The 14194-nt window shown below is 73.8% G+C and carries 13 protein-coding genes; 4 read left to right on the forward strand and 9 right to left on the reverse strand.

Going from position 1 to position 14194, the window contains the following annotated elements:
• Positions 1–233: 233 nt before the first annotated feature.
• Positions 234–1643 carry a type I glutamate--ammonia ligase gene (gene glnA, locus ACIP4O_RS09250; RefSeq protein WP_164290108.1) on the reverse strand — a complete coding sequence of 470 codons (1410 nt, stop codon included), beginning with the start codon at positions 1641–1643 and terminating at the stop codon, positions 234–236.
• Positions 1644–1909: 266 nt separating this feature from the next.
• On the opposite strand from glnA, the gene ACIP4O_RS09255 reads away from it, so the two are divergent.
• The gene (locus ACIP4O_RS09255) at positions 1910–2377 is read left to right on the forward strand and encodes an RDD family protein (RefSeq protein WP_401573200.1); all 468 of its coding nucleotides are present in this window, start codon (positions 1910–1912) and stop codon (positions 2375–2377) included.
• Positions 2378–2635: 258 nt separating this feature from the next.
• Here ACIP4O_RS09255 and ACIP4O_RS09260 read toward each other — a convergent pair whose 3' ends face one another.
• The 4 genes from ACIP4O_RS09260 to lipB form a co-directional block, all read right to left on the reverse strand.
• Positions 2636–3331, reverse strand: a complete 696-nt coding sequence (locus ACIP4O_RS09260) for a DUF4191 domain-containing protein (RefSeq protein ID WP_361329799.1) — start codon at positions 3329–3331, stop codon at positions 2636–2638.
• A gap of 29 nt (positions 3332–3360) precedes the next feature.
• The gene (locus ACIP4O_RS09265) at positions 3361–3561 is read right to left on the reverse strand and encodes a hypothetical protein (protein WP_361329796.1); all 201 of its coding nucleotides are present in this window, start codon (positions 3559–3561) and stop codon (positions 3361–3363) included.
• A 350-nt stretch (positions 3562–3911) separates the two neighbouring features.
• On the reverse strand, positions 3912–4880 hold the full coding sequence (gene lipA, locus ACIP4O_RS09270; RefSeq protein ID WP_401573203.1) for a lipoyl synthase: 969 nt from the start codon (positions 4878–4880) through the stop codon (positions 3912–3914).
• A gap of 235 nt (positions 4881–5115) precedes the next feature.
• Positions 5116–5901, reverse strand: coding sequence for a lipoyl(octanoyl) transferase LipB (gene lipB / locus ACIP4O_RS09275; RefSeq protein ID WP_361329790.1), 786 nt, complete (start codon positions 5899–5901; stop codon positions 5116–5118).
• Between the two features lie 397 nt (positions 5902–6298).
• Here lipB and ACIP4O_RS09280 point away from each other — a divergent pair, with 397 nt between their 5' ends.
• Positions 6299–7885, forward strand: coding sequence for a regulator (locus ACIP4O_RS09280; RefSeq protein WP_361329787.1), 1587 nt, complete (start codon positions 6299–6301; stop codon positions 7883–7885).
• Between the two features lie 188 nt (positions 7886–8073).
• Here ACIP4O_RS09280 and ACIP4O_RS09285 read toward each other — a convergent pair whose 3' ends face one another.
• Together ACIP4O_RS09285 and ACIP4O_RS09290 are read right to left on the reverse strand one after the other, a co-directional pair.
• The gene (locus tag ACIP4O_RS09285; RefSeq protein ID WP_401573206.1) at positions 8074–9390 is read right to left on the reverse strand and encodes an NAD(P)/FAD-dependent oxidoreductase; all 1317 of its coding nucleotides are present in this window, start codon (positions 9388–9390) and stop codon (positions 8074–8076) included.
• Between the two features lie 195 nt (positions 9391–9585).
• Positions 9586–10566 carry a TIGR01777 family oxidoreductase gene (locus ACIP4O_RS09290; RefSeq protein ID WP_401573208.1) on the reverse strand — a complete coding sequence of 327 codons (981 nt, stop codon included), beginning with the start codon at positions 10564–10566 and terminating at the stop codon, positions 9586–9588.
• Between the two features lie 70 nt (positions 10567–10636).
• Between ACIP4O_RS09290 and ACIP4O_RS09295 the strand changes: the two genes are divergently transcribed.
• Positions 10637–11185: a GNAT family N-acetyltransferase gene (locus ACIP4O_RS09295; protein WP_401573210.1), complete on the forward strand. Its 549-nt coding sequence runs from the start codon at positions 10637–10639 to the stop codon at positions 11183–11185.
• Between the two features lie 115 nt (positions 11186–11300).
• Entirely contained in the window at positions 11301–12530 is a 1230-nt protein-coding gene (locus tag ACIP4O_RS09300; RefSeq protein ID WP_401573212.1) for a PP2C family protein-serine/threonine phosphatase, read from the forward strand.
• A 39-nt stretch (positions 12531–12569) separates the two neighbouring features.
• Here the strand turns inward: ACIP4O_RS09300 and ACIP4O_RS09305 are convergent, their stop codons facing one another.
• Together ACIP4O_RS09305 and ACIP4O_RS09310 are read right to left on the reverse strand one after the other, a co-directional pair.
• The gene (locus ACIP4O_RS09305) at positions 12570–13097 is read right to left on the reverse strand and encodes a DUF4240 domain-containing protein (RefSeq protein WP_401573919.1); all 528 of its coding nucleotides are present in this window, start codon (positions 13095–13097) and stop codon (positions 12570–12572) included.
• Positions 13098–13258: 161 nt separating this feature from the next.
• Positions 13259–14044, reverse strand: a complete 786-nt coding sequence (locus ACIP4O_RS09310; RefSeq protein WP_401573214.1) for a VOC family protein — start codon at positions 14042–14044, stop codon at positions 13259–13261.
• Positions 14045–14194: the final 150 nt, after the last annotated feature.

Below are 14194 nucleotides of genomic sequence, written 5' to 3' on the forward strand. Positions count from 1 at the left end.
CATGCGCTGTGCTGCGGGTGCCCCGAGTCGGGCGCGGCGCACCTGTTTTGTGCGGGAGAGGGCGGGCCCAGGCGCTCGGGACGCGGGCGAGGGCGGCACGGAGGGTGTCGGCGGGGTCGGGGAGGTGAGAAGCGGGCACGGCGAAGGGCCGTGGGCCCGCACCTCCCCGGGAGGGGAGACACGGGCCCACGGCCCCGGCGCGGTCGGCGCGAGGCGCGCGGCCCCGGGCCTTCCTAGATGTCGAAGTACAGCTCGAACTCGTGCGGGTGCGGGCGGAGCTGGATCGGGGCGATCTCGGCGGTGCGCTTGTAGTCGATCCAGGTCTCGATGAGGTCGGAGGTGAAGACGCCGCCGGCCTGGAGGTACTCGTTGTCCGCTTCGAGGGCGTCGAGGACGGCCGGGAGCGAGGTCGGGACCTGGGGGACGCCCGCGTGCTCCTCGGGGGCCAGCTCGTAGAGGTCCTTGTCGATCGGCTCGGCCGGCTCGATCTTGTTCTTGATGCCGTCGAGGCCCGCGAGGAGGAGCGCCGAGAAGGCGAGGTACGGGTTCGAGGACGGGTCAGGGGCGCGGAACTCGACGCGCTTCGCCTTCGGGTTCGAGCCCGTGATCGGGATGCGCATCGCGGCGGAGCGGTTGCGCTGCGAGTAGACCAGGTTGACCGGGGCCTCGAAGCCGGGCACCAGGCGGTGGTAGGAGTTCACCGTCGGGTTGGTGAAGGCGAGCAGCGAGGGCGCGTGCTTGAGGATGCCGCCGATGTAGTAGCGCGCCATGTCCGAGAGGCCCGCGTAGCCCTGCTCGTCGTAGAAGAGCGGCTGGCCGCCGGTCCACAGCGACTGGTGCACGTGCATGCCCGAGCCGTTGTCGCCGAAGATCGGCTTCGGCATGAAGGTCGCGGTCTTGTTGTTGCGCCAGGCGACGTTCTTCACGATGTACTTGAAGAGCATCAGGTCGTCGGCCGCGGCGAGCAGCGTGTTGAACTTGTAGTTGATCTCGGCCTGCCCGGCCGTGCCCACCTCGTGGTGCTGGCGCTCGACCTCCAGGCCGGCCTTGTCCAGCTCCAGGGAGATCTCGGCGCGCAGGTCGGCGAAGTGGTCGACCGGCGGGGCCGGGAAGTACCCGCCCTTGTAGCGGACCTTGTAGCCGCGGTTGTTCACCTCGGAGCCGGTGTTCCAGGCGCCGGCCTCGGAGTCGATCTCGTAGACCGAGCGGTTCGCCGAGGTCTCGAAGCGGACGCTGTCGAAGACGTAGAACTCGGCCTCGGGACCGAAGAACGCGGTGTCGGCGATGCCGGTCGAGGCGAGGTACGCCTCGGCCTTCTTCGCCACGTTGCGCGGGTCACGGCTGTACTGCTCGCCCGTGATCGGGTCGTGGATGAAGAAGTTGATGTTGAGCGTCTTGTCGCGGCGGAAGGGGTCCACGCGCGCGGTCGTCAGGTCGGCGCGCAGCGCCATGTCCGACTCGTGGATCGCCTGGAAGCCGCGGATCGACGAGCCGTCGAAGGCGAGCTCCTCGGCCGGGTCGAACGCCTTCGCCGGCACCGTGAAGTGCTGCATCACACCCGGCAGGTCGCAGAAGCGGACGTCGACGAACTCCACGCCCTCGTCGGCGATGAACTTCTTGGCGTCATCGGCGTTCTGGAACATCCAACTCCTCCTCCTCCCACCCGGGGAGGGGCGGGGGTTTCAGCTCGTGCCCGTAGTCAGTGCGGTGACCCACGGTGGAGCCGACCATAGAAAGACGGGATTTCTCAAGCGTGACCCATTTGTTTCACCGAAGTTAACCACCTCGGGGCTCCTGAGCGGCCCGGGTCACGGCGCGCGCCTACCCGCGTCCGCCGCCGTCACGCGCCCGGACGCGAGGGGCGGGGGCTGCCAGGGGGTGCCGGGCGCGGGCGCAGTACCGTGGAGCGGTGGACAACAGGGATGCAATGGGATCGTGGCTCTCGGGCCCGCGTGCCGCCGCCGAGGAGATGGGTGTCGACTTCGGGTACCGGGGCGAGCGCCTCGGGCTCCCGCAGGAAGGACCCGGCTCCCTCGCCCCCCTCGGCCGCCGCTTCGGCGCCCTCATCGTGGACTGGGCCCTGTGCATGCTCATCGCATACGGTCTCATCGCGCGCGGTGACCAGCAGGCGGCCGGGAACTGGGCGCTCGCGATCTTCTTCGTCCTGAGCCTGCTCACCCTCGGCACGGTGGGCGGCACCCCCGGCAAGGCCCTCTTCCGGCTCCGCGTCATCGACGAGCGCGGTGGCCGGCTCGGCATCGGCCGCGTCCTGCTCCGCAGCGTGCTCCTCTGCATCGCCGTCCCCGCCCTCATCTGGGACCGCGACTCGCGCGGCCTGCACGACCGACTGGCCCGCGCGGTGCAGATCCGGGTCTGAGGAAGTACGCGGTACGGGGCCCTCCCACCGGGGACAGCGACGGCCACCCCGCAGCCCGTGAGAGGCCGGCCAGGCGTCCGTACGCCCCTTGGCACGGGCCCCGCGGGAAGCGGCATGTCCTTCATGGTGGCGCCCGTCATCTGGCGCCCGTACCCCCGGCGAAGGCCGAAACCTCCACGCCCAGGGTGGTTGCACGCCGAAGGGGCGGGCCCTTGGCGGGCCCGCCCCTTCGGCGGTTGTCGTGACGGGTGGGAGGAATCAGCGGCGCGGGCCGCGAGGCATCCGCATGCCCTTCGGCATGGGTCCCTTGGGAAGCGGCATGTTCTTCATCATGTCGCCCATCGCCCGCAGCCGGTCGGTGGTCTCGGTGACCTGGGGGCCGGTGAGGACGCGCGGGTACTTCAGAAGGGTCGTCCGGACCTTCTTCAGCGGGACCTGGCCCTCGCCGTTGCCCACGATCATGTCGTGCACCGGCACGTCGGAGACGACGCGCGCCATCTTGCGCTTCTCCGCCGCGAGCAGGCTCTTGACCCGGTTCGGGTTGCCCTCGGCGATCAGCACGATGCCGGGCTTGCCGACCGCGCGGTGCACGACGTCCTGGCTGCGGTTCATCGCGACCGCGGTCGTCGTCGTCCACCCGCGCTTCATCTGGTCGAGCACCGCGGCCGCCGCGCCCGGCTGTCCCTCCATCTGCGAGAACGCCGCACGCTCGGCGCGCCGCCCGAAGATGATCGCCATCGCGAGGATGCCGACGAGGAGGCCGAAAATGCCCAGGTAGACCGGGTGGCCGATCAGGAAACCGATCGCGAGGAGCACGCCGAAGACGACGATCCCCACGGCACCGATCACCAGGCCGATCCTCGGATCGACCCGTCGGGTCATCTTGTAAGTGAGAGCGATCTGTTTCAGTCGCCCCTGATTCGCAGAGCTCTCTGCGGTGTCCTTCCTCGCCATGCTGTGGAGTTTACGTGGCGCGCCCCGCGCTAGGACGTGCGGGCGGGCAGCGCGCTCAGGACGGCCTCCGCCTCGGCCCGTTCCCTGGCCCGGGCGCGGTCGGCGATCACGGCCGTACGCGCGTTCTGCGCGGAGCGGCTGAGCAGCGCGGACTCCACGGCACGGACGGCCGAGGAGAGCGGGGTGAGGAGGGTGGTACGGGCCTTCGGCAGGTGGTGGACGCTCGGCACGGTGGGGCTCCCCGGGGCTGGCGGCGGTGACGCGCTCGTACGGGCGAGAACAGCGCGCCGGTCCGGCGCGGCGCCTCGCTCCCAGCGTCACAGCACGGTGTTACCAGCCGGTGACCGAAGGGTCAAACGGTCATGAAGCGGCGGAAGACCTTCTTCCGCGAAAGCGGCACGAGCCCCGGCGGTCAGCCGTGGACAGCCCGGCGGTCAGCCGTGAAAGGCGGCGGCCCCGGAACCGTCCCCACCTGGGGGAACGTCTCCGGGGCCGTACGAAGCGCGGGGGTCCCGACCCGTTCCCGTACGCGAACGGGTCGGGACCCGTACCCGCGCGGTGAGCACCGTTGTGCCGGACCTCACACGGTCGGCAGCGGTCCCGCCATCGCGCCGCGCCGCTCCATCGCCTGCTGGAAGAGGCGCCCGGCCCGGTACGAGGAGCGGACGAGCGGGCCCGACATGACCCCCGAGTAGCCGATCTGCTCGGCCTCCTCCTTCAGCTCCACGAACTCGTGCGGCTTGACCCAGCGCTCGACGGGGTGGTGCCGGGGCGAGGGGCGCAGGTACTGCGTGATCGTGATCAGCTCGCAGCCCGCCTCGTGCAGGTCGCGCAGCGCCTCGCTGACCTCCTCGCGGGTCTCGCCCATGCCGAGGATGAGGTTCGACTTCGTGATGAGACCCGCCGCGCGCGCCTCGGTGATGACCTTGAGGGAGCGCTCGTAGCGGAAGCCGGGGCGGATGCGCTTGAAAATGCGCGGGACCGTCTCGACATTGTGCGCGAGGACCTGCGGGCGCGAGGCGAAGACCTCGGCGAGCTGCTCGGGGTCCGCGTTGAAGTCCGGGATGAGCAGCTCGACCTTCGTGCCGCCGAGGGGCCGCTCGGCGGTCAGCGCGTGGATCTGCCGGACGGTCTCGGCGTAGAGCCAGGCGCCGCCGTCCTCGAGGTCGTCACGCGCGACGCCGGTGACGGTCGCGTAGTTGAGGTCCATCGTGCGGACCGACTCGCCGACGCGACGGGGCTCGTCGCGGTCGAGCGCCTGCGGCTTGCCCGTGTCGATCTGGCAGAAGTCGCAGCGCCGGGTGCACTGGTCGCCGCCGATGAGGAAGGTGGCCTCGCGGTCCTCCCAGCACTCGTAGATGTTGGGGCAGCCGGCCTCCTGGCACACCGTGTGCAGGCCCTCGCTCTTCACGAGCTTCTGCAGCTCGTTGTACTCAGGGCCCATTTTGGCGCGGGTCTTGATCCACTCGGGCTTGCGCTCGATGGGGGTCTGGCTGTTCCGGACCTCCAGGCGGAGCATCTTGCGCCCGTCGGGTGCGACTGCGGACATGCCCGGCGCCCCTTTCTGCTGCGATCGCGCGTCGTGGCTTTCGATTCTTCGGCGAGGCCCAGCCTACGCCCGTGAGGGCAGGGGCCCGCCCTGTGCCCAACCCACCGAACCGCAGGCGCATTCCCCCGTACGGCCCAAGGGCGGGGGTGTCTCCCGGCACGGGCCCGCGGCTGGGGTCCGGGGACGGCCCTCCCGGGCGGGCGGCGGTCTCTCTCGCGTACGGCCCGAGGCCCCGTCAGACCGCCGTGGACAGCGGCGGCGCGCCCGCGCCCGCGAGGACCTCGGCGAGATGGCGCTCCAGGACCGGCAGCACCTCCCGCACCGTCACCTCACGGCCCAGCTCGCCCGAGAGCGAGGCGACGCCCGCGTCGCGGATGCCGCAGGGCACGATGCGGTCGAAACCGGTCGTGTCGGAGTTCACATTGAGCGCGAAGCCGTGCATCGTCACGCCCTTCGCGATCCGGACGCCGATCGCGGCGAGCTTGCGGTCCTCGTGCCGCTGGCCCGCGTTGGAGGGCGCGTACTCGGGGCCCGCGAGGCGCGCGTCGAAGAGCGGGTCCGTGCGCTCCAGTTCGAGGGTCAGGCCGCCCGGCCGCTTCTCGACCGGGTCCCCGAGAATCCACACGCCGCTGCGGCCCTCCACCCGCGTCGCGTCGAGACCGAACTCGGCGCACACGCGCAGCAGGGCCTCCTCCAGGTTCCGTACGTGCGCGATGACGTCGACCGGGCTCGGCAGCCGCAGGATCGGGTAGCCCACGAGCTGGCCCGGGCCGTGCCAGGTGATCTTGCCGCCCCGGTCCACGTCGATCACGGGGGTGCCGTCGAGGGGGCGCTCGCTCTCCTCGGTACGGCGGCCCGCCGTGTACGTCGGCGGGTGCTCCAGGAGCAGACAGGTGTCGGGGATCTCCTCGGCGACGCGCGCCGCGTGCACCCGGCGCTGCTCCTCCCAGGCGTCGAGGTACGGCGTGTACTCCGTCTCGGCGGACTCCAGGCCCATACGGACGAATCGCAGCTCACTCACGGCGTGCCTTCCCACATGCGTCCTTCGGCACCAACGCGTGCCTTCGCCACTGTACGGCGGCACCCCCGAGCGCGGGCGCGGGGGCGGGCGGGGGCCGGATGGGAGCGGGCGAAGGTCCGGAGGGGGGCCGGCGGGGGTGAACCGCGGGGCGGCCGGCTCCCGGGAGGGAGATTTCACGTAGCCGCGAAGCACCCGGTTCAGCGGAAAAACTGACGCGCCACGAAAGAGTGAACGCGTACGGCCTCCAGGGCCCGCTTTCCGTCAGTTCTCCGGGCAATCCTCACACGATCGGATGAACGAGGGGCGAAGGGCGTGATGGGGCGTTCGCCGACCGTTACATTCGCGCCGTTCCACGAGGGCAGCTTTCGGGCCCGGAAGGCAGGAGACCGCACAGCTGATGACGGACCGAACCCCTCAGCGCACCCCCAACCGACAGCTCGCCGCGCTCATCGCGGAGGCGGGGTTCTCCAACGCGGGGCTCGCCCGGCGGGTGGACCAGCTCGGCCTGGAACACGGGCTCGACCTGAGATACGACAAAACCTCCGTGACCCGCTGGCTACGCGGCCAGCAGCCGCGCGGCACGACCCCCGCACTCATCGCCGAGGTCTTCACCCGGCGCCTCGGCCGCAGGCTCAGCGCCCAGGACCTCGGTCTCGACGCCTGCGCCCCCGTCTACGCGGGGCTCGAATTCGCCGGGACGCCCGAGGAGGCCGTCGACATCGTCGGCGGCCTGTGGCGCAAGGACTCGGGGAGCCACGCCGAACTGCGCAAGATCGCCTTCACCCCCGCGGGCCTCGTCGTCCCGAGCCGTGACTGGCTCATCGGGCGCCCCGACGAGCGCGTGGGACGGTTCGCGGACGAACGCGCGGCACGGACCGGCCGCCCGGAACCCAAGGAGGGCGCGGAGAACGCGGAGACCCCCCGGCAGGACCCCGTCCCCGTGGGCGCGCTCGCCGTCCCCGCGCAGCCGACGGGAACCGCGGGCCGCGTCCCCCAGCAGGCCAGGCCGGGAGCCCTGCGCGGACCGGCCCCCGCGCCGGGCGCGTCCTGGGGACGCTCGGGGAGCGAACGCGGCCCCGGGCAGAAGGTCACGAGCGGCGACATCGCCGCGCTGCGCTCCGTCGCCGACCTCTTCCGCTCCCTCGACCACGCCTACGGCGGCGGCCACGCCCGCCAGGCCCTCGTCCGCTACCTGGAGCACGAGGCCGAGCCGATGCTGCGCGGCGTCTACGGCGAGCAGACCGGCCGCCGCCTCTTCGCCGCGGCGGCCGACCTCACCAGGCTCGCGGGCTGGACCTCGTACGACATCGCCGCGCACGGACTCGCGCAGCGGTACTTCGTGCAGGCCCTGCGCCTCTCGCAGGCCGCCGACGACCGCGTCTACGGCGCGTACGTCCTCATCACGATGAGCCGCCAGGCCGTCTACCTCGGCCACGGCAGGGAGGCGGTGCAGCTCGCGCGGGTCGCCCAGCAGGGCGTCGGCTCCGCGGTGCCGCCCGCCGTGCAGGCACTCCTGCACGCGGCGGAGGCGCGCGGGCACGGGGTGCTGGGCGAGACGCGGTCCTGCACGGCCTCGCTGGTACGCGCCGAGCGGGCGCTCGAAGCGGCCCGCCCCGGCGACGAAGTCCCGGGCTGGGCCCGCTTCTTCGACGAGGCGCAGCTCGCCGACGAGTTCGGCCACTGCTATCGCGACCTCCAGCAGTACCGGGCCTCGGCGCAGCACGCCGAACGCTCCCTGCAGCTGCGCGGGAGCGGCTACGCCCGCAGCCGTCTCTTCTGCCGCGTCGTCCTCGCCACGGCCCGCCTCGGCCTCGGCGACCTCGACGCGGCCTGCGCCCACGGGGCCGAGGCCGCCCAGGCGGCGGGCGAGATGCGCTCGGTCCGCGCGGTCGAGTACGTACGCGACTTCGAACGCCGCCTGGAGCCGTACCGCGACGCGGGCCCGGTGCGGGGGTACCGGGACCGGGTGGCGGCATATCAGTAACGGGGGGTGGCTGGAAGCGGTCTGTGGACAACTCGGGGTCCGCACGGAAAACGCTCACCGGATCGGGTGAGGGGCGTTGCGGGTTCACCGGAGTTGTCCACAGATTTGGCGGGGTGGTCGGGGGAGGGCGGCGATTTGCGGAAGACTGTTAACAGGGGAGCCCCCCGGGTGGGAGGGGGCTGTTCCGGTCAAGCCGCCACCACCTCCGGCAACCCCCGCGTCCGCGCCGTGGGCGTCACGCCGAAGTCGCGCAGGACCGCGTGGGCCGCGCGGCGGCCCGAGCTGAGAGCGCCCTGGACCGAACCCGTGTCGCGGTGGTCGCCGCACACGTAGAGGCCGTCCAGGACGCGGACCACGCGGCGCGGGTCGTGCGGTGGCGCCATCGCGGGGACCGCCGCCGCGTCGTGGTGCACGGCGAGCAGCTCCCAGTCCCCGGTCGGCACGCCGTACAGGGCCGCGAGGTGCGCCCGTACCGAGGCGTCGAGACCGGCCGGAGGACGGCCCGGGACCGTCGAGGAGACGAGCGTGCGCCCGGCGGGGGCGCGGCCGGGGTCCACGGCGCTCAGCACCGCCGTGTGCGAGACCGGGCCCGAGCGGTCGCCGTCCAGGACGAGCGAGGAACCCGTGGCGGGCGCCACCGGCGCGCTGTGATGGAAGACCGTCACCTCGTGGAAGCGCGGCACGCGGAGCCCGGGCAACAACTCCGCCGCGTCCCGCGCCCCCGTCGCCACGAGCAGCGCCCGGCAGCCGAGTTCGCCGTGCTCCTTCGTCGTCACGGAGGACGTCGACGCCGCCGTGACATGCACACCGGTACGGATCGTGCCCGGCGGCAGCGTCGCGGCGAGCCGTTCGGCGAGCGCCCCCGAGCCGCCCTCGGGCACGCACAGCCGGCCCCGCGCGAAATCGCGCAGCGCGAAGTCCGCGACGCGCGAGGACGTGGACAGCTCGGGGTCGAGGAGCAGCGCGGTGAGCAGCGGGCGCAGGAAGGTCTGCGCGGTACGGCGCGGCAGGCCCTGCGCAGCGAGCGCGTCGGCCGCCGTGCGCTCCTCGCGCGCGCTCAGCCGGGCGTCGTCGGCGTGCGCGAGCCGGGTGAGGACGGCGGAGAGGCGCGCCTGGTCGAGCGCGCGGACCCCGGCCCCGTACGGGCGGGGGGCGCTCGCGAGGGCGCGTGCCGCTGTCAGTGCGCCCCTGGTGCGCCTGCCGTCGCCGATACGGTGCAGCCGCCCCGCGCTGTGCACGAGCGCGCCGGGGGCGAAGGGCCGCAGCACGAGCCCTTCGAGCCCCGGCGTGCGGCGCAGTTCGGGGTGCGCGGTACTCAGCAGCCGGCCCACACGGTCGAGCCGGAAGCCGTCCACCTCCTCGGTCGCCATCCGGCCGCCGACGCGCGCTCCCGCCTCCAGGACGGAGACCGTCACTCCCGCGCTGACCAGGTGATGCGCCGCCGAGAGGCCCGCCACTCCGGCTCCGACGATGATCACATCCGCTTGCTGTGCCGTATCGAACACGGCCCCTCCCTCGGGGTCGGGCGTCTGCCGCTGGGGCGTGTGCCCCGAACAGCCCGCGCTATGAGCCCAGTTCCTCGACGAGCCTAGGAGCGGGGCACAGGGCCGGGGGAGCGCTCGCACGGGGGCGCGGGGTGGCACGGGGTGGCTCGGTACGGGGCACGGCGGGCCGCGCGGCCGCGCGAGGTCCCCGCCGCCTCAGCCCCGTTCCGCCGCCGCGATCGCCTCGTCCGCCAGCGGGAAGGCGAAGCGGAAGCCGGAGTCGAGGAGGCGGCGGGGGAGGACGCGCTGACTGCTGAGGACGTCGCCCGCGAACTCGCCGAGGGCGAGGCGGAGCGCCGGGGCCGGGACGGGGAACGGCGTGGGCCGGTGCAGGACACGGCCCATCGCCGCCGTGATCTCACGGTTGGTCACCGGCTCGGGCGCGGTGAGATTGACGGGCCCTTCTAGAGTGGGCGTGTCGATGAGGTGACGCAGCGCCGCGACGTGGTCGTGGAGCGCGATGAAGCTCCAGTACTGCCGCCCGTTCCCGATCCGTCCCCCCAGCCCCGCCTTGAAGAGCGGGAAGAGCCGCCCCCACGCCCCGCCCCCGCGCGAGACGACGAGCCCCGTCCGCGCGAACACCGTCCGTACCCCCGCCTCGGCCGCGGCCCCCGCCGCCTCCTCCCACTCCACGCACACATCCGGCAGGAAGCCCTCGCCCGGGCCCGCGCTCTCGTCCACCGCACGCTCGCCGGTGTCGCCGTAGTAGCCGATCGCGCTGCCGCACACGAAGACCTCGGGCCGCTGATCGAGCGAGGCGACCGCGTCGGCGAGCGTCGCGGTGCCCAGCACGCGGCTGTCGCGGATGGTCCGCTTGTACGCGTCGGTCCAGCGGTGGTCGCCGATGCCCGCACCCGCCAGGTTCACGACGGTGTCGCAGCCCGCGAGGGCCGCCGTGTCCACGTCGCCGCCCTCCGGGTCCCAGCGCGCCTCGTCCCCGGCCCGCGCCTCCCGCCGTACGAGCCGCACCACCGCGTGCCCGTCGGCACGCAGCGAGCGGGCGAGCGCACCGCCGATGAGACCGGAGGCCCCCGCGATCGCCACCCGCCGCCGCGCGGGCCCCTCCCGCCCCGCCGCCTCGTCCTCGTCGAAACCCAAGCCCGCCGCCGCGCCCGTCTCGTCCTCGTGCTCGTCCATGCCGTCATCGTGCCCCGCCGGGCCGGGAAAATGGCGTGAGCGAGGAGCGGCCCCGGTGAAGGATGACCCCATGCCGACCGAACAGCCCATAGCCCCGTCCGCCCAGCGGCCCGCGGCTCCCCTCGTCCGCCCCGCCCGCACCGGGGACGAGGCCGCGCTCGCCGCCCTCGACGCCGCCACCTGGTCCACGCTCCACGCCATCACCCCGCGCCCCGTGCCTCCGCTCCCGTCCTTCTTCCGCCCGGACCGCGGCCCCGAGGCCCACCTCGTCGCCGAAGTCCCCGAGCGCCCGGGCCACCCGGTCGGCTACCTCCGCCTCGTCCCCTCCGTCCCCCTGCCCGCCAACGCCCACGTCCGCGCCATCCAGGGCCTCGCGGTCGATCCGGCGGTACGGGGCCGGGGCGTCGCCCGCGCCCTGCTCCGCGCCGCCGTCGCCCGCTGCCGCGCGGAGGGCGCCCGCCGCCTCACGCTGCGCGTGCTCGGCCACAACACGCCCGCACGGCGCCTCTACGAGAGCGAGGGCTTCGTCGTGGAAGGCGTCCTGCCGGGGGAGATGTATCTCGACGGCGCGTACGTCGACGATGTCCTCATGGGCCGCCCGGTACACCCCGAGGAGTGACGCCGGGCCCACCCGGCGTGCGGCGCGGGCGGCACCGTACGAGGGTGGGACCCGCGCCGTACGAAGGCGGGGCGAGCGGTCCGGATCGACAGCGGGCCCGGAGGGAGCACACCCAATGCAGGGGCCGGAGCCCGTCAGGACGAGCCGCGGCGAGAACCGGCCGTGGCGGGTCGCGGTCGCGGCGCGCGCGGTGCTGCGCCGCCAGGACCGCGCCGACGACCCGCTGCGCGTGGCGCGCCCGCCCAGGTGGCTGCGGTGGCTCCCCGTCTACCTGCTCTTCGCGCTCGGCGTGATCCAGGGGATCGTGGGCAACAGGTTCGAACTCGGCTTCCTCATCGGCGCGATTCCCCCGCTCGCCGCGCTCACCTACAAGGCCTTCGGCACCGCCGTCTTCGGCGGCATCGTGCTCGTCCTGCTCTGGGTGCCCGCGATCCGGCTCGGCCGCGCCGGCGACTCCGACCTCGTCACCGTCGCCTTCGTCGCCGTCCTCAGCGTCGTCATCGCCTGGGCGCGGCGCCGCAGGGACGAACAACTCGTCACCGTCCGCACGGTCGCCCAGGCCGCCCAGTTCGCCGTCCTGCCCCCACTGCCGCCACACGTCGGCCCGGTGCGCTGCGCGGGCCTGTACCGCGCGGCCCAGCACGGCACGCTCGTGGGCGGTGACCTCTTCGACGTCCGGCAGGGCCCGTACGGGGTGCGCGCCCTCGTCGGCGACGTGCAGGGGCACGGGCTCCAGGCGGTCGGCACGGTCGCCGCGCTGCTCGGCGCCTTCCGCGAGGCCGTGCTCGACCAGGAACGGCTCACCGGAGTGGCCGGACAGCTCGACCGCAGGCTCAGCGTCGACGCCGAATCCGTCCTCGCCGCCGGGCGCCTGGAGGGCCTCCCGGACACCGTCTCCGAGCTGTTCGCGACCGCCGTGCTCCTCGAATTCCCGCCGGGCTCCACCGAGGTGCGGATCGTCTCCTGCGGGCACCCGCCGCCGCTGCTCATCCACGCGGGCGGTGCCCGCGAACTCCCCGTCATCGCGGGCCCCCCGCTCGGCCTCGGCGTGCCCTCCGAGGGCTACCGCACGCTGACGGTGCCGCTGCGCTCGGGGGAGTGGCTCTTCGCCTACACCGACGGCGTCACCGAGACCCGCGACCGCTCGGGCACCTTCTACCCGCTCACCGCGCGCGCGGCCCGGCTGCGCACGGACGACCCGATCGCCTTCACCGACACCCTCTGGGACGACCTGCGCGCGTACGCGCGCGGCGACATCACGGACGACGTCGCGATGCTCGTCTTCGCCCCCGACCCCCCGGACCTGCCCGACCCGGTGGTGGGACCGGAGGGCGGCGCGGACTGAGCGCCGGGGGCGTACGCGGCCCAGCTCCCCTCCGCCACCTCACCCCCCGTACCGCTCCCACAGCCGCGGATACCGCGCCGACAGCTCGTCCTCGTCGTCGAGCGGGAACGGCGTGCCCTCGGGGACCTCGGGCTCGGGCGGCAGGCCGAGCGCGGGCAGCGGGGCGCCGGTGAGCTGCTCGTAGGCGTCCTCGGCCGCCTCGCCCAGCTCGCCCGCGTCCCCGTCGATCTCCTCGTCGAAGTCGGGGAGCAACTCGGCGAGCGAGTCGGCGTCGGCGAGGCCGCCCTCGAAGACGGAGCGGCCCTGCGCGATGAGCCAGCAGCGGAAGTAGTCGAAGCTCTCCTCGTCGGCCCCCTCGGGCGCGGCGAGCAGCACCCCGGCAGCCCCCCACAGCTCCCACGTCCAGGCCCGGCGGAAGCGCACCGTGAAATGACGGGCGAAGTCCGCGACCGACTCGGGGTCGAGCTGGAGCAGTCGCTCGACGACCACCTCAGCCTGCTCCTCCGGATCGCCGTCCGCCGCCTCGCGCGCGGAGTCGATGAGCTCCCAGAACTGCGTCTCGTCCATCACCAGCACAGCATCCGCCCTCACCGCGCCCGGCGCACGCCGGACCGGGCGGGAACGTACGTTCTGCGACGTACGCGCGGGTTATGACGGCGGGAGAGCGGGGTAGAGGGCCGATGCCGCGCCGCGGGCGGGACCGCGCGGCGGGCCGGACGGCGCCCGGCTCAGGCCAGCTCCGCCAGGCCGCTCAGCGCGTTCAGCGCGAGCGCCCCGAAGACGGCACCCTGCGGGTCGCTCAGCACGGTGAAGCGGCCCGAGGCGATCGTGCGCGGCGGGACGAGCACGCCGCCGCCCGCCTTGGCGCAGCGCGCGGCCGTCGCGTCGCAGTCCGCCGTCGCCACGTACACCATCCAGTGCGGGGGCACGTGCGGCGGGAAGGAGTCGTTCATGCGCAGCAGCCCGCCGAACGGCTCGTCGGCGACGGTCCACATGCGGTAGCCGTTCTCGTCGGGACTCGTCGTCGCCCAGCCGAGCACGGTGGCGTAGAAATCGGTCGGCACGGCGGGTTCGCGGCTCGCCAGCTCGAACCAGCAGAAGCCGCCGACCGCGTTGACGACGCCGAAGCCGGGATGCGCGCGGCGCTGCCACAGCCCGAAGACCGCGCCCGCCGGGTCCGCGCACACCGCGTACCTGCCCTGGTCGAGCATGTCCGAAGGCCCCGCCGTGACCGTGCCGCCCGCGCCCTCGACGCGCGCGGTCACCGCGTCCACGCCCTCGGCCTGGAAGTACGGCAGCCAGGCGGCCGGGCGGTCCGCTCGCGCGGTCGGCGCGAAACCGCCCACGGCACGGCCGTCGTCGAGCGCGAAGAGCCCGTAGCCCCCGGCGTCCCGGCCCGGCAGCTCCCTGCCCTCCCAGCCGAGGACGGACCGGTAGAAGCGGCGTGCGGCACTCGGGTCGGGGGTCGTCAGATCGGCCCAGCAGGGGGCCGAGGGCACGTTGGCGATCTTCATGGACCGTGCTCCCGCTCCGGTCGGTGACACGGGCGGCGGCGAGGTGCGCGGGCGCCCGGGGACGAGTCCATTCACGCACGGGTCAGGGAAGCGGGCAAAAGGGCGGATACGGGTACGGGGCGGGGCGCGACCCGAAGGCCGCGCCCCGCC

Origin of the sequence: Streptomyces sp. NPDC088923 (assembly GCF_044749745.1) — a bacterium.
Lineage (GTDB): Bacteria > Actinomycetota > Actinomycetes > Streptomycetales > Streptomycetaceae > Streptomyces.